Here is a 15,742-nt window from a genome sequence, read left to right on the forward strand (position 1 = left end):
GTCAAGGTAGCAAACCGCGGTAATACGACTACCTTTGGATCGTGAAACCGGTAAACTATTTGCGGCAAATCGTGGGCAGCGTCTTCTCCCGGCGGAAAGGCCTGCTGCGCCGCGAGTACACCCTGTCCAGCAAACATCTGCAACGGGAGGTGCTGGTGACGATTTACCGCCCCGCCGTACCCCCCTGGCGCCTGCTCTCGCTGGTGGTGTTTAACGACGGCCAGGACTTGTCCCGCATGCAATTGGGCGAACGGCTCAAGCGGATGTACAAAACCAAACGGTTACCCCCAACGCTAGTAGTCGGTGTCCACGCCGCCAACCGGATGCGGGAATACGGTACGGCCAGTAAGCGCGATCACGCCGGAAACGGTGCCGCCGCGGCGGCCTATCAGCAATTTCTCATCGATGAACTCCTGCCCTGGTTGCAGGACCACAATAACATTTACCACACCGCCGAACGACGGGCGATCGCCGGGTTCAGCCTGGGCGGACTGTCAGCCTTCGATACCGCCTGGAACCACCCCCGCGTCTTCCGGACGGCCGGGATTTTCAGCGGCTCCCTCTGGTACCGAAGCAAAGCGTATACCCCCAAGCTTCCGGACGCCAACCGGATCGTGCACGACTACGTCCGCCGCCACCGCAAGGCCATCGCCAACCGCTTTTGGTTCATGGCCGGCACCGCCGACGAAACGGAAGACCGTAACCACAACGGCGTCATCGACTCCATCGACGATACGCTGCAGCTCATGGCCCTGCTACAGGAAAAAGGCCTGCGTCCGGAGGAGGAGATGATGTACGTCGAGGTGGAAGGCGGGACCCACGACCCTGAAACCTGGGGTAAGGTGGTGGGGGATTTTTTAGAGTGGGCGGTCAAGGGGTAAAGGGGTTGGGGGTAAAGGGATGAAGGGTGGCTCTGCTCGCTTCGCTCGTGCGGGGAATGCCTTGGCCCCCTAGCCCCTTAACCCCATAGCTTCCTTACCTTAGCGCCATGGAAATCAATTATCTCGAACTAGCCCGCGAAGTTGGGCAAATTACCCGCCGCGCCGGAGCGGAAATTCTGAAAATTTACGAATCCGACGATTTAGGCGTGGAGCAAAAGGCGGACGACAGCCCGCTCACCAAAGCCGACCGGGCCGCTAACGAGGTGATCGTGGCCGGCCTTAAGCAGCTGGAGCTGAAGGCACCAATCGTGTCGGAGGAAGGCAAGGACGTGCCCTTTTCCGAGCGGGAGCAGTATACCCGCTTCTGGTTGGTCGACCCCCTCGACGGCACGAAGGAATTTATCAAGCGCAACGGTGAGTTCACCGTCAATATCGCGCTCATCGAAAACGGGCGCCCCGTGCTCGGCGCGGTCTACGTTCCGGTGCCGGACGAGCTGTACTACGCGGCCGAAAACCAGGGGGCCTTTCAGGACGGTCAGGGGAAAATATCCGCCGCGACCTTCACCATGCAGGACCCCGGCCTCAAGGTGATCGCCAGCCGTAGCCACCTCAACGACGAAACACAGGCCTTCATGGACAAGCTCACCGAGCCCGAGATCGTAAGCCGTGGCAGCTCCCTGAAGATCGTCGAGCTGGCTAAGGGGGCCGCTCACCTTTACCCCCGCCTCGCTCCTACCATGGAATGGGACACCGCCGCCGCCCACGCCGTACTCCTGGAAGCCGGTGGCCACCTGGTTGACGACGAAACGGGAAAGGAGCTCGTTTACAACAAACAAGTGCTGCGTAACCCTTATTTCGTAGCCTACGGGGCCGTCAGCGAGGGGCAATTGTCCTGCTGATGACCCCCCGGCCGTTCTCCATCATTTACACCACGTTCAACGAGGCGGACGTTATCGAACGCTCTCTCGCCAGTGTGGAAGGGTGGAGTGACGACCTACAGATCGTCGATAGCTTTAGTACCGACGGCACGGCGGAACTGCTGGCCGGCCGCCCGGACGTTCGGTTGGTGCAGCGGCCCTACAGCGGGCCTTCGGACCAGAAGAATTGGGCCATTGCCCGGGCGCGCCACGAGTGGATACTGCTGCTCGACGCCGACGAGCTCGTTACCCCCGAGCTGCGGGAAGAAGTTGACGCCCTCCGCTCCGTCCCCGATCTACAAGACGCCTACTGGATTCGCCGCACCAACTTTTTCATGGGGCGGCGCATCCGGTACAGCGGCTGGCGCAACGATCGCGTGGTGCGCTTTTTCCACCGCGACCGGGCGCGCTACAACGACCGTCAGGTGCACGAGGAGATCGAGGTAGCTGGCTTGCGTGTCGGCCAACTCAATGGCAGGCTCGAGCATTACACCTTCAAGAATCTCGACCACTTTCTGGATAAAACCAGACGGTACGCCCGTTGGAAGGCGGCAGACGCGGCTGACCGCACCCCGCGCATCAATCTGTTCCACCTGCTGGTCAAGCCGGGCTTCCGTTTTTTCAACCAGTACGTACTAAAAGGCGGCTTTCTGGACGGCCGGGAGGGCTTGGTCATTTGTTACGTGCTAGCCTACGGCGTCTTCCTCCGCTACGCCTATTTACTGGCCGAGCGGCGGAACCTACGGGCATAATCCGTCCGCTTCCCGCGCTTTTCTCATATTTGTAGCCTTAAGTAACCCGTTTTGACCCAAGACAAGTTCGTGATCGTTGGTGGGGGAGCGGCCGGTTTAGTCGCCGCGCATACCCTGGAAGCCGCTGGGCATGCCCCACTGCTGCTCGAGCGCGAAGCGGAAGTAGGCGGGCGGCTGCGTACCGACGAGGTCGACGGCTTCCGGCTCGATCGGGGTTTTCAGGTTCTGCTCTCCGAGTATCCCGAGGTAAAACGCTACCTGGACCTGGATGCGTTGCAGGTCAGTGCTTTTCGCCCCGGCGGCCACGTCCACATGCGGCAGCAGCACTTCCGGTTCGCGGACCCGCTCCGGGAGCCCGCTCAGCTGTTCCGCTCCGCCCTCTCCCCGGTCGGTACGCTCAACGACAAGATTCGACTGGCCCAGCTCGGGCTCAAACTCATGCGCAGTACCCCCGAAGAATGTTTTCGCGGGTATACCCAGCAAACGACGATCGACTTTATCTGGAAATACGGCTTCAGCGAACAGATCGTGGAGCGCTTCTTCCGGCCCTTTTTCGGTGGGGTCTTCCTCGAGCAGCGGTTAGAAACCCCGGCGGCGATGTTCCGTTTCGTGCTGAAGATGTTCGCCCAGGGGAGTGCCGTTCTGCCGGCGGAAGGCATTCAGGCGGTGGCGCGCCAACTGGCCGGTAAGCTCCAGCGAACGGAAATTCGCACCGGGCATGCCGTTCGGAGCATTACGGACCGGGAGGTGATACTGGACGATGACCGGCGCATTCCCACCCGCGCGGTGATCGTCGCCTGCGCCCCCGATCCATTCTTTCCCCAGTTAGCCGGCAGCGGCACGGAATACAAGTCGACCACCAACCTCTATTTCTACAGTACCCGGCGGCTGAAGGAGAATCGCCTCATCAACCTGGTGGTGGACCCGACAAGCACCATTAACACCTTCTGCGTACTCGACGAAGTGGCGCCGACCTACAAGCTGCGCAACCAGGGGGGATCGCTGATCAGCGTGAGCCTGAAGGAGTGTCCGGACACCGATTCCGTAGCCCAGGCCGAACAGGATCTGCTCCGGCATACCCGCTTGCCCAACGATGCGCTGAGTTTTCTCAAGCAGTACGACATCCCGCACGCGCTTCCCCGCCTGGGTGCGGTGGCCTTCTCGGCGGATGCCACGCAAACCCGGCTCATCGACCGGGTCTTCCTGGCCGGCGACCAACAACTTAACGGCTCCCTGGATGCCGCCATGCGCAGTGGTCGCCTGGCCGCCGAGGGCGCGCTACGCACCTGATCATGCTTCGAGACGAATTTCACTTGCCCGCCGCTCCGGACGGCGCGCCCGCACTCTATTTCTGTGGCAATAGCCTTGGGCTGCAGCCCAAGGGAGTGGAAGAGCAGCTATCCCGCGAGCTACGGGTGTGGCGGGAGCACGGCGTGGAAGGCTGGTGGGGTGGGGAAGCGGGCGGCTGGCTCAGCTATCACCGGCGGCTGCAGCGCGACCTCTCCGCCATCGTAGGCGCAAAGCCCGATGAGGTCGTGGCCTGTAATGCGCTGACGGTGAACCTGCACCTGCTCCTGGTTTCCTTTTTTCGGCCGACGGGGCGCAGGTGCAAGATCATCATGGAAAGCGGTGCCTTCCCCAGCGACCAACACGCCGTTAGGGCGCAACTGCAGTTTCATGGCCTCGACCTGGACCGCGACCTCATCGAGGTGGCTCCTCGCCGCGGCAGTGCCACGATACGGACCGAAGACATCATCGAACAGATCGAGCGGGCGGGGGATGAGCTGGCCCTGGTCCTGTGGAGTGGCGTGCAGTACTACACCGGACAATTCTTCGATCTGCCCGCCATCGCCACCGCCGGTCGGAAGGTAGGCGCTCGGGTCGGTTTCGATCTGGCTCACGCGGCGGGGAACGTTCCCCTCCAGCTGCACGAGTGGGGCTGTGATTTCGCGGTATGGTGCAATTATAAATACCTCAACGGGGGGCCGGGAGCGCCAGGCGGCCTGTTCGTCCATGAGCGCCACGAGCAGGATGACAGCCTTCCCCGACTCGCCGGCTGGTGGGGCCACCGGGAAAGCGACCGCTTCCAAATGAAACCGGAATTCGTGCCGGAACGGGGGGCGGCTGGCTGGCAGGTGTCCACGGCCCCCGTACTGGGGCTGGCTCCGCTTCTGGCCGGACTGCCGCTGTTCTCCCGCGCCGGGGGCATGGAAGCCGTCCGCAAACAAAGCGAGTTATTGACCGACCAGCTCTACCGGAATCTGCAGGCTATCCGGGGCTTACGCATCCTTACGCCGGAGCGATCCGCCGACCGGGGAGCTCAAATTTCGGCCTACCTGCCGGGCCATAGACCGGATCTGGAAAAACAACTTTCGCGGCGGGGGCTGATCTGCGATTACCGGCAGGATAACCTCGACGGAAGCGGGGGCGGCGTACTGCGATTGGCGCCCGCACCGCTCTACAATACACTGGAAGAAGTCAATCGCATAGACGAGGTGTTGCGGTCGACCCTCGCGCTCAACTGACGGATAAATGAGAACATTGTCAAAATATTTGGGTTACTTTAGGCAACCAAGACACAGACAAACACATGACCATTCTACTCCTAGCCGTGCTGGCGCTTATTGGCGTCTATCTGACCGGCGACTCGACCGTTCGACAGTAATCTCTTGCTTTCGGGGCGGTTGCCTGATGCTGCTTTTGCTGTCATCCTGCGCGTCCGTTCCCGATTTACCCAGCGGTAATTCATTTCCCGCTCCCCCCGCCCCCGACTACGATCTGACCGCCAACTGGGCCGCGCTGCCCGGTATGGACGATTACGCCGACCGCACCCCGGGCGATAGTCTGCAGGACCTGCAGTATCGTGCCGCGGCGGACGTATTCTTCGTCCATCCGACGATCTATACCGATGTCCGAAAGGATAACAATACCTGGAACGCCGCTCTTACGGACGATGCCCTGAACCGGGATGTCGATGAATCTACTATTCTGAACCAGGCTAGTATCTTCAACGCCGCCGGCAAGGTGTATGCTCCCCGCTACCGACAGGCGCACATCAGCGTTTTCTACGACGAAGGTGAGTCGGTGAAGCAGCGTGCGCTCGATACCGCCTATCAAGACGTATTGGCTGCCTTCGATTATTACCTGACGCACTACCACAACGGGCGACCGATCATACTGGCGGCCCACAGCCAGGGCACGCTCCATGCCGAGCGGTTGCTGCGGGACCGCTTTGAGGGTAAAGCGCTGGGAGAAAAGCTGGTCGCTGCCTACCTGGTAGGGATGCCGATCGACCGCGAGGCATTTCGTACGATACCGGTTTGTACCGGAGCGGAAGAAACCGGTTGTTTCGTCAGTTGGCGTACGTACCGCGATGATTTCGAACCCGGTCCAGGACAGGACGATCCGGCCGTAGCGGTGGTGAATCCGCTTACCTGGACGAAGGCCACCGATCGAGCACCCGATTCCCTCAACCGGGGTGGCATTCTGTACAACTATGAGGCTGGTCCGATACCCGGACTCGTCTGGGCGGAAATTCGGGGAGCGGCACTGTTTACGAATAAACCCAGCTTCTTCGGGGATATCCTTTTTCGAACGAAGAACTACCACGTCGCGGACTACAATTTCTTTTGGATGAACGTGCGCGATAATGCCAAGCAGCGGGTAGATGCTTACCTCGGTTCCGAACCACCTTACGTGGAATAGCCCGGCGCGTTTCCTGCGCCGTGGCGCCCGAACAGCCTGCACCCGAGCTACGTTGGGAAAGAAAAAACCAATGGGAAAGACCGAAAACCTGTTCAGCCGCGAATCCATCGAGAAGATCCGCAAAATTACCGACGACACGCGTACGTGTATGTTCTGCTCCAACCTCGGCGCCCGCCCCTTCAGCAGCGCCCCGATGGCAACCCAACGGGTCGAGGACGATGGCAGTATCTGGTTTTTCAGCGCCAAGGACAGCGACCGCAACGCCGATTTACAGCGGGAACCCGAAGCACAGCTTATTTACGGTAGCGAACAGAATGAGGAGTACCTAAGCCTGTATGGCGAGGCCGTCGTTCTCTATGACCGCCAAAAAGCGGAGCAGCTCTGGTCGCCGATGGTGAAAGTTTGGTTTCAGGAAGGACCTGCCGATCCGAACCTGAGCCTGATCCGCTTCACTCCAAGGGAGGGGTATTACTGGGATACCCAGCACGGAAAAGTGGTGGCCTTTGCCAAAATGGCCGCTTCCGTAGTGACGGGAAAAACCATGGACGACGGCGTCCAGGGTAAGCTTAAAGTATAAGCCAGGCTACTGCTCCCGCGAAAATCATGGCAATCCTCTAATCGTTTTTATACGCTTGTAAACGTATATATTCGCAAGTAACCGATTACTTGACGATTAATTGGTTGCCGCCGTCCGAGTTTTGAACGTGAAACCGAAACGCATCACCTTCAAAACGAACGACCATGACTCGTGACGACCTGATTACTTATCTCCACCGCCTTTCTCAGAACCTGCATCCCCTCACGGGAGGCTCCGTGGGTAAAGGAGGGTGCCTTAACGAGCCCGCGATCCGGGCGGAGTTGATCCGCCTGGTCGATCGGCTGCAACAAATGGAGGAGGCTGTCTTGCCCGCGGAAGAAATTACCGGGATAATTGCCGACCTGCGGGAACTCGACTATAAACCGACGCCAACCCAGGTAGCCAAAGTGTTGACGGGTAGTCGCAGCGTTGCCGATCCCCGGTTGCGGGGGCTGCCCGCTTACCGCCGTTACCGGGGCGTAGTGAGCCAGCGTGACATTCGCCGGATGCTTGCGTCGCGACCGGACCTCTTCACTGAGTTGTCCGGAGAGAAGGAATACGAGGCCATTCCCGCTACCGTAGCGGACTGGCAAGCCGTTGATTTCTTCACGGAGGGGTATTTCGATAAGCTGGAATCCGATAAGGCCGCTTCTTTAACCCGGGAGGTTACGGATCTTGGATTGCGCAAGGCCACCGAACGGTTACCTGCTTATATGGCGCGGGCCCGGCAGCGGCTACCCCGGGCTTTCGAACCCTGGACGAAAGAAGAGCGGGCGCTACTGATCGAAGCGATGTGTTACACGAACGACCTGGATAAGCTAACGGGTATATTTGGCAGGTCGGCGGCTTCGCTGGAACGGGAGGGGAAACAATTGATCTGGAACAGCCGTAAGCCGGTAGCTGCCTGATGCATCCGGAAAGGGGTTTCAGGTGTTAGCGTGGGTGGCTGAATGGAAGCGGATAGGATTGGGTGGTGGTTGTCACTGGTGTACCGAGGGCGTGTTCGTTTCGCTGCCCGGCGTGAAGCGGGTAGATCAGGGATGGATTGGCTCCGCACCCCCCTACGAAGCACCTTCCGAGGCGGTAATCGTACATTTCGATCCGGGAAGAATATCGCTGGAGGCATTAATTGACGTCCATTTGCAGACACATAGTGCTACTCGGGCGCATATCTTTAGGGGGAAGTACCGTTCCGCGGTGTATTACTACAGCGAAGAGGAGCGCCGCGAAAGCGAACGCATCCTTTCCGCATTAGGTCGTGCACTGGACGAACCATTACTAACCAAAGTCCTGCCCTTGCGCGTTTTCACATTCTCGCTGCCCGAGCACCGGGACTATTACCGAAGCGATCCGGAGCGCCCGTTCTGCCGGAGATACATCACGCCGAAACTGGACCGACTACGGGCTGACCGACCGGACCTTTTTTCGGCGCTAAAGCAATAAGGGCCCCGATCCTGCGGTTAAAACCCCGTTAAATCCATCATCGTGTTGCACGGAACTGACCGGCGCACCTTACTTACTCTCTGTTATTCCTAATCCGTACTACTCTCTATGAGCTTTTTCAAATCCCCCACCTTCAAGTACATGAAGAACTTCATCATCGGCGTCGGCGCGGCTGTCGTGATGTTGGGAGCTCTGTACAAAATTCAGTCTTGGGAAATGCCGACCATTGGTGGCGTAACCATTGACCTGCTGACCCTGGGACTTGGCGTTGAGGCCGGCCTCTTCCTGCTGATCGGTATCCTGGGTCCTGACCCTGACTACTACTGGGACAAGCTGTACCCGGGCCTTTCCAGCTACAATGGAGACGTAACTCCCCTTACCGGCGGAGCGGTTGCCCCCGCTGGTCCTCAAGTAGCCGCACTAAATGGCGAGGTCGTCGAGGAGCAACTCGGCGGTATGCTGGTCGAACTACAGACGATGTCGAAAAGCATGAGTAGCCTGAAGGCACTCCAGGAAGCTGATTTCAGTGGCACCAGTGCGCAGATTAAGCAGATGGGTAACTTCTACGCCAAGCTCAACGAAGCCATGGCCGACCTGGCCGCTACTACGGACGAGACCAAGGTGTACAAGAAGAACATGCAGCAACTGAACGGTAACCTGACCACGCTGAACAACGTGTACGGCAACATGATCAGCGCCATGCGTGCGCCTACGGCTTAAGTGTAATCCCAATATTCTAAACCCTTTGATTTCCGCTCCCGGGCGGTGATCTAAACCAACCCATTATATGTCAATTCCAAAGGAACCCCGGCAGCTGATGATCAATATCATGTATTTGGTATTGATGGCGCTGCTGGCCCTCAACGTCTCCGCTGAGGTGATGGATGCCTTTCAGACCCTCGACGAGGGTAATAAGAACAGTATCGCCACCGTAGACGAACAGATTGAAGAAACCGTCGCGAGCCTGGACGAACTGCTGAAGGACGAATCCAAAGCGAAATTCCGGGTGCTACAGGACCCGATCGCTCAGATTCGTGCCGAAGTCGCCAGTTTCAATAGCTATGTCATCGGTTTACGGGATACCCTGATTGACGTCTCCGGCAACAATGACGGAGAAGTCACCATGGAAGGCGACTACATCGAAAGCCACGGCGTACTTGCCCCGAAGGGAAAGAAAAATAAGGACGTGACCACCCGTCTGCTCGTACAGGGTCCCGACGGTCAGGTTTCCGAAGGATCCGGTGCGGGAGAGGACCTCAAGCAGCGGATCATCCAAACTCGTCAGCGCCTTGTTGATATCTATTCCCAACTGATCACCGAGCACGGTGAAACACTTGACATCGCGGAAAGCGAGCAGCAGGCTCGTATCGCCAGCGTGGCCGAGAACATGCCCTTCAGCATCGACGACCAGACCTGGCGCGAGTCCAACAACAAGAAGGTCAGCTGGGCCGACTACAAGTTCGGTCACATGCCCCTCGCCGCCGTACTGCCCCTGATGTCACAGATCCAGTCGGACCTGAAAGTATCCGAGGCTAACCTCGTGAACGACATCGTGCAAATGGCCGGCGGTAAGCAGATCGTCTTCGACAAATTCTTCCCGGTCTTCCAGGCCGATAAGAGCTACGTCATCGGTGGCGAGCGTCTGAACGCTACGGTTTCCGTAGGTAGCTACTCCAGCTCCCTGCAGCCCGAGAACATCACGCTGCGCGTCAACGGGCAGAGCCTGCCGATCCGGCAGGACGGTACCGCCGACTTCAGCCTGGTGGCTAACGGTAGCCCCGGACCCAAGACCATCAAGACCTACGTTGCCGTAAAGAACCCCCTGACCGGTGAGGTCATCGAGCAGGACGGTGAGTTTACCTACGAGATCGGTACCCGCTCCGTTGCGGTGTCGGCCGACAAGATGAACGTGTTCTACATGGGGGTCGACAACCCGATCACGGTTTCCGCCGCCGGTGTTGCCTCTAACGACGTGCGCGTCAGCTTTGGTGATGCCATTCAGGGCACCTCCACCGGTAACAACAGCTACATGGTGAAGGGCGTCCGTCCTACCGGTATCAACACGACCAACATTACCGTAACCGCTAATGGCCAGACGCTGGGTACCTTTCCCTTCCGGGTGAAGCCGATTCCCGATCCGGTGCCCACTATCGGCGGCCAGCAGGGTGGCGATATTGCCAACTCGACCTTCCGTGCCCAGCAGGGTCTGTTCGCCGAGTTGAAGAACTTCGACTTCGATGCCCGCTGTAACATCGCCGGCTTTAACCTGCTGTACGTTCCGGCCCGCGAAGACCCCCTCGTATCGCAGAACCCCGGCGGATCTTTTGCCGGTCAAACGGCCGCCCTGATCACGAAGGCTAAGCCCGGTGACAACTACCTGTTTAAGAACATCAAGGCCAAGTGCCCCGGCGATGCCGCTCCGCGGGATCTCGGTACCATGTCCTTCACGATTCGCTAAACCGTTTCGGCCTGCGGGCCGACACAAACCTACGGGCCCGTGGCAGCCAGCCGTTCACGGGCCCGTATTTTGTCCTTGGTATACCATACCCGCCCCGAACAACGTTGGTATTAAGTCAGTATGATAACAATTCAAACCTCCACTCTCCCGATGAAGGCAGCTTATAACCTGGTCCTGCTTTGCCTGCTCGCGGTTTCCACCGTAGCCTCCGCGCAGACCCCCAATAACCCCGAGCAGCAACCGAATTCGTTCACGCTCCCCGGAGCCGGTGAAGACAACCCCCTGATGCAGGACGGTGAGTTCGAGCCGCCGATGAACGACATCGTCGAGAGTCAGTCAATCCGCGAACGTCGGGTCCTGCCTTACGAAAACCTGCGGGAAGCCGACATCATGTGGAAGCGTCGGATCTGGCGGGTCATCGACGTGCAGGAGAAGATCAACCTGCCCTTCATCAATCCGCAGCGGCCCCTGATCACTATTCTGCTGGAAGCCGCGCAAGCCGGTGACCTGCGGGTGTTCGACCCCATCGGGGGTGACAATTTCTCCATGCTGATGGACCAGCGTACGCTGACTTCCATGGCCGGTGGGATTGATTCCGTTCGGGTACTCGACCCCGAGACCTACGAGGAAAAGATCGTACTTCAGGAGCGGCTGTTCGACCCTACCTCGGTCAAGCGGTACCGCATCCAGGAAATGTGGTTCTTCGATAAGGAGAGCAGCACGATGAAGGTCCGTATTCTCGGTATCGCTCCGATGATTCAGGAAACGACCGAAAGTGCCGGACGGACCATTGAGCGCCCGATGTTCTGGATTTACTACCCCGAAGCCCGCCAGCTACTGGCTAACGAAAGTGCCTTTGCCTACGGCAACGACGCCGCCAACCGGAGCTGGGAGGACGTATTCGAATACCGCTTCTTCAATAGCTACATTACGAAAGCCAGTAACGTACTCGACGAGCGGATCGATCGCCCCGAGCGTAGCGGCCGCGAGCAACTGTTGGACTCCGAGCGCATCAAGCAGGAGATCTTCAACTACGAGCAGGATCTTTGGAGCTATTAATAGTACGGTAGGCTTAAGTACGGTAGTACAATAGCCGCCCGCATTAGTCAGCGAGGCAGATCGGATTTGATCCGGTCTGCCTCGTTTTGGTTTTAGACCGGACGCTCCCAGGTCGACGGCTATCGCTCGGCGACGCTTCGAGGTCCGGTTTCTCACCGACCACAACCCCCGCGCCCGGAAACCGGTTACTCAAGGGTATTTAGTCCACCCCAAAAGCTTTCCCTCCCTTTGAATCCTACCGAGCAATTAGTGCAGCGCTACGCCGACAGCGATCGCGTGGCGAAAATCCTCGACCTGACCGAAGCCGATAAACGGGCGGCGCGGGTTCAACTTAAGGGGCTGGCCGGCGCGCTGGAAAGCTTTCTGATCGCCGGAAGCTACCGGAAGGCGGGTGGCCATTATCTGGTGGTAGCGACCGATAAGGAGGAGGCTGCGTACATCCAGAACAGCATCGCCTCCCTGCTGCCGAAGAAGCAAGTACGCTTACTGCCGGACAGCTTCCGCCGCCCTCTGTACTTCGAGGTACTCGACACCACCAACGTGCTCATGCGCACGGAGACCATCAACTACTTGACGCATAGCCAGTCGAAGGGAGAGATCGTGGTGACCTATCCGGAAGCCCTTTTTGAGCAGGTCGTGGCGCCAAGGGTACTAACGGAGAGCCGCATCGAAATCACCAAAGGCGAGGATATCGACGTCGATACGATCTTGGAGGTGCTGGTTGAATATGGCTTCAACCGGGAAGATTTCGTCTACGAGCCGGGGCAATTCAGCATTCGGGGGGGCATCATCGATATTTTCAGCTACGGCAATGAATTTCCCTACCGTATCGAGCTCTTCGACGACGAAGTGGAAAGCATCCGGACCTTCGATCCGTTGCACCAGTTGTCGGTGGAAACGGTGAGCTACGTCAGCATCATCCCGAATATCAATACCAAATTCGCCCGGGATCAGAAGACCAGCATCTTCAACATCCTGCCGGAGCGGACCACGATCTGGCTCAAGGACTTCCAGCTGTTGCTCGATAAGCTCGGGGAGGCATTCAAAAAAGCGGAAGAATTCGGCAAGAACCTCAGCCTTATCGACGATAAGGAACTGAAGCAATTCTTCGACGACCGCGCTTTCATCCGTCCTGGGGAGGTGATGGAGGACGTAAGTGAAAAACCCATCGTCTTCTTCAGCGACTACAAGCAGCCGGTGAAGATCGACCGAACGATCGACTGCCGCGCCAAGCCCCAACCCAGCTTCAACAAGAACTTCGAACTGCTGATCCGCAACCTGCTGGAGAATACCTCGTCGAACCTGACGAACTACATTTTCACCGATAATGCGAAGCAGATCGAGCGCTTCTACTCCATCTTCAAGGACCTGAATGCGGACGTCCGCTTCGAACCCGTGCCGGTATCCATTCATGCCGGTTTCATCGATTCGGAGCTGGAAGCGGCCTGCTATACGGACCACCAGATCTTCGAGCGCTTCCACCGCTATAAGCTGCGGCGGGGATTCACCCGCGACCAGGCGCTGAATCTGCGGCTGCTGCGCGACCTCACCCCTGGCGACCTGGTCGTCCACATCGATCACGGGGTAGGGCGTTTCTCCGGACTTGAAAAACTGGAGATTAACGGCAAAGTACAGGAGTCGGTCCGCCTGGTGTACAAGAACAACGACATCCTCTACGTCGGCATCAACAGCCTCCATAAGCTGTCGAAGTACAGCGGAAAGGACGGTCAACTTCCGCGGCTGGACAAGATCGGCGGCGACCACTGGAAGAACCTGAAGTCGCGCACCAAGAAAAAGATGAAGGATATGGCGGGCGAGCTGATCAAGCTCTACGCCAAGCGGCAGGCATCGCCCGGCCACGCTTTCCCGCCGGATGGGTATTTGCAGAACGAGCTGGAAGCCAGTTTCATCTACGAAGACACTCCCGACCAGTTGAAAGCAACCAACGACGTGAAGGGCGACATGATGAAGCCCCACCCGATGGACCGCCTGATCTGCGGTGACGTAGGCTTCGGCAAAACGGAGATCGCGCTGCGGGCCACCTTCAAGGCCGCGGCCGACAACAAGCAAGTGGCCGTCTTGGTGCCGACCACCATCCTCGCGCTCCAGCACTTCCGCACCTTTAAGGAGCGGCTCGACGAATTCGGCGTAAGCGTCGACTACATCAACCGCTTCCGTAGCGCGAAACAGAAGACGGAGATCTTCAAAAAGCTGAAGGCGGGCAAACTCGACGTGCTCATCGGCACCCACGCTATTCTGAGTAAGCGGGCGGAGTTCAAGGACCTGGGCTTGCTGATCATCGACGAGGAACAGAAATTCGGGGTGAAAGCCAAGGAAAAACTGCGGGCCATACAGGTGAACGTGGATACGCTGACACTGACGGCCACGCCGATCCCGCGCACCATGCAGTTTAGCCTCATGAACGCCCGGGATTTGTCGGTGATCCGGACGCCCCCGCCCAACCGCCAACCGATCCACACCGAGGTGCGGCAATTCAACGAGGAGGTGATCCAGGATGCTATCCAGCAGGAAGTCTACCGGGGCGGACAAGTCTTCTTCGTTCACAACCGCGTGAAGAGCCTCACCGATATCGTGACCATGTTGCGGAAGCTCTGCCCCGACGTACAGTTTGCCGCCGCCCACGGACAGATGGACCCGAAGGAACTCGAACAGACCCTGATCGAGTTCATCGACCGGAAGTACGACGTGCTGGTGTGCACCAACATCATTGAGACGGGGCTGGATATTGCCAACGCCAATACGATCATCATTAACAACGCCCACCAGTTCGGCCTGAGCGATCTGCACCAGCTGCGGGGCAGGGTAGGGCGATCGAACAAGAAGGCGTACTGTTACCTCATTGCTCCCGCGCTTAGCGTCCTGACCCCCGACGCCCGCAAGCGGCTGCGTACCCTGGAAGAGTTCAGCGATTTAGGCAGCGGCTTCAATATCGCGATGAAGGACCTGGACATCCGTGGTGCCGGCAACTTGCTCGGTGGCGAGCAGTCGGGCTTCATCGCCGATATCGGCTACGAGACCTACCAGCGCATCCTGGAAGAGGCCGTGAGGGAACTGAAGCAGGGCGAGTTTAAAGACGTCTTCAAGGATACCATGACCGAGGGCAGCGACTTCGTCCGTGACGTCACCATCGAGACCGACACCGAGATGCACATCCCCACGCGGTACGTGGAGAGCACCCAGGAGCGGTTGCGGCTGTACCAGGACCTGGACAACATCGAGGACGAGGCACGCCTGACTGCCTACGCCAACGGCCTGAAGGACCGCTTCGGTGCCATCCCCCCGGAAGTCAGCGAGCTCTTCGACGGCCTGCGGCTTCGGTGGTTGTGCCGCGAATTGGGCTTCGACCGGGTGGTGCTGAAGAACGACAAGCTGATCTGCTTCTTCGTGGAGGACGCCCAGTCGCTCTACTACGATTCCCAGATCTTCAAGTCACTCAGTGGCATCATTGCCGAAGAGGGCAAACTCCGCGGCCTACAGCTCAAGCAGACCCCCCGCCGCCTATCCATGACCAAGGAGCGGGTCTTCAACCTGACGCAGGCGCAGGACGTGCTGCAGTCGCTGGCGGAAAAGGTGGAAGAGGTGAAGGGGGAGAAGGAATTGGCGCGGTAGGATGCTGCCTCCGGCAGCGCAAGGAAGATGCGGCCTCGGGCCGCGAAGTAAGCCGGCCAAGTAGGCGAGCCTCAGGTAACCACATTGCCGATCTGCGCTCGAGGGGTAATAAAAAGTTTTGCGCCGCAGCGCAGGAATAAAGGTTAAATCCCCCCGGATAATCCTTCCCGGCCGACCTCCAACCGTATCTTCAGGCGACACTCATTGTTGTACTACATGCGCCATTTAGCTATGGGGCTGCTGGTTTCGATCTTTTGGTCGGGAGGGGCGGCTCGGGTTCTGCTCTTCCCTATGGGATATGATGATCCGCGTCAGTTCGA

At 58.6% G+C, this 15,742-nt stretch carries 13 protein-coding genes; all 13 read left to right on the plus strand.

Annotated elements, in window-relative coordinates; translation table 11 throughout:
- Window positions 1-41: 41 nt before the first annotated feature.
- Complete coding sequence (locus CLV84_RS10850) at window positions 42-881, plus strand: alpha/beta hydrolase (RefSeq protein WP_170067667.1); 840 nt, start codon at window positions 42-44, stop codon at window positions 879-881.
- A 107-nt stretch (window positions 882-988) separates the two neighbouring features.
- On the plus strand, window positions 989-1,780 hold the full coding sequence (gene cysQ / locus CLV84_RS10855; RefSeq protein ID WP_104419816.1) for a 3'(2'),5'-bisphosphate nucleotidase CysQ: 792 nt from the start codon (window positions 989-991) through the stop codon (window positions 1,778-1,780).
- On the plus strand, window positions 1,780-2,550 hold the full coding sequence (locus tag CLV84_RS10860) for a glycosyltransferase family 2 protein (protein ID WP_104419817.1): 771 nt from the start codon (window positions 1,780-1,782) through the stop codon (window positions 2,548-2,550). Before cysQ ends, CLV84_RS10860 begins: the two co-directional genes overlap by 1 nt.
- A gap of 51 nt (window positions 2,551-2,601) precedes the next feature.
- Window positions 2,602-3,840 (plus strand): FAD-dependent oxidoreductase, encoded by a 1,239-nt coding sequence (locus CLV84_RS10865; protein WP_104419818.1) that lies wholly within the window; start codon window positions 2,602-2,604, stop codon window positions 3,838-3,840.
- A gap of 2 nt (window positions 3,841-3,842) precedes the next feature.
- Window positions 3,843-5,075 (plus strand): kynureninase, encoded by a 1,233-nt coding sequence (kynU, locus tag CLV84_RS10870; RefSeq protein ID WP_104419819.1) that lies wholly within the window; start codon window positions 3,843-3,845, stop codon window positions 5,073-5,075.
- Between the two features lie 175 nt (window positions 5,076-5,250).
- On the plus strand, window positions 5,251-6,255 hold the full coding sequence (locus tag CLV84_RS10875) for a DUF3089 domain-containing protein (protein WP_170067668.1): 1,005 nt from the start codon (window positions 5,251-5,253) through the stop codon (window positions 6,253-6,255).
- Window positions 6,256-6,325: 70 nt separating this feature from the next.
- The gene (locus tag CLV84_RS10880) at window positions 6,326-6,832 is read left to right on the plus strand and encodes a pyridoxamine 5'-phosphate oxidase family protein (protein WP_170067669.1); all 507 of its coding nucleotides are present in this window, start codon (window positions 6,326-6,328) and stop codon (window positions 6,830-6,832) included.
- Window positions 6,833-6,996: 164 nt separating this feature from the next.
- Window positions 6,997-7,740, plus strand: coding sequence for a hypothetical protein (locus CLV84_RS10885; protein WP_104419822.1), 744 nt, complete (start codon window positions 6,997-6,999; stop codon window positions 7,738-7,740).
- A gap of 34 nt (window positions 7,741-7,774) precedes the next feature.
- Window positions 7,775-8,275, plus strand: coding sequence for a peptide-methionine (S)-S-oxide reductase (locus tag CLV84_RS22315; RefSeq protein ID WP_104419823.1), 501 nt, complete (start codon window positions 7,775-7,777; stop codon window positions 8,273-8,275).
- A gap of 108 nt (window positions 8,276-8,383) precedes the next feature.
- Complete coding sequence (locus tag CLV84_RS10895) at window positions 8,384-8,995, plus strand: GldL-related protein (protein WP_104419824.1); 612 nt, start codon at window positions 8,384-8,386, stop codon at window positions 8,993-8,995.
- Between the two features lie 67 nt (window positions 8,996-9,062).
- On the plus strand, window positions 9,063-10,733 hold the full coding sequence (porM, locus tag CLV84_RS10900; RefSeq protein WP_104419825.1) for a type IX secretion system motor protein PorM/GldM: 1,671 nt from the start codon (window positions 9,063-9,065) through the stop codon (window positions 10,731-10,733).
- A gap of 150 nt (window positions 10,734-10,883) precedes the next feature.
- Window positions 10,884-11,792: a type IX secretion system ring subunit PorN/GldN gene (porN, locus tag CLV84_RS10905; protein WP_104419826.1), complete on the plus strand. Its 909-nt coding sequence runs from the start codon at window positions 10,884-10,886 to the stop codon at window positions 11,790-11,792.
- Window positions 11,793-12,020: 228 nt separating this feature from the next.
- Window positions 12,021-15,422: a transcription-repair coupling factor gene (gene mfd / locus CLV84_RS10910; protein WP_104419827.1), complete on the plus strand. Its 3,402-nt coding sequence runs from the start codon at window positions 12,021-12,023 to the stop codon at window positions 15,420-15,422.
- Window positions 15,423-15,742 lie beyond the last annotated feature (320 nt).

The organism is Neolewinella xylanilytica, assembly GCF_002934605.1.
Taxonomy (GTDB): domain Bacteria; phylum Bacteroidota; class Bacteroidia; order Chitinophagales; family Saprospiraceae; genus Neolewinella; species Neolewinella xylanilytica.

Excerpts from the sequence above, each read along its gene's own strand:
- cysQ (WP_104419816.1), top strand. The coding sequence starts at position 989 with ATGGAAATCAATTATCTCGAACTAGCCCGCGAAGTTGGGCAAATTACC.
- porM (WP_104419825.1), top strand. The coding sequence starts at position 9,063 with ATGTCAATTCCAAAGGAACCCCGGCAGCTGATGATCAATATCATGTAT.
- CLV84_RS10885 (WP_104419822.1), top strand. The coding sequence starts at position 6,997 with ATGACTCGTGACGACCTGATTACTTATCTCCACCGCCTTTCTCAGAAC.
- CLV84_RS10880 (WP_170067669.1), top strand. The coding sequence starts at position 6,326 with ATGGGAAAGACCGAAAACCTGTTCAGCCGCGAATCCATCGAGAAGATC.
- kynU (WP_104419819.1), top strand. The coding sequence starts at position 3,843 with ATGCTTCGAGACGAATTTCACTTGCCCGCCGCTCCGGACGGCGCGCCC.
- porN (WP_104419826.1), top strand. The coding sequence starts at position 10,884 with ATGAAGGCAGCTTATAACCTGGTCCTGCTTTGCCTGCTCGCGGTTTCC.
- CLV84_RS10895 (WP_104419824.1), top strand. The coding sequence starts at position 8,384 with ATGAGCTTTTTCAAATCCCCCACCTTCAAGTACATGAAGAACTTCATC.
- CLV84_RS10860 (WP_104419817.1), top strand. The coding sequence starts at position 1,780 with ATGACCCCCCGGCCGTTCTCCATCATTTACACCACGTTCAACGAGGCG.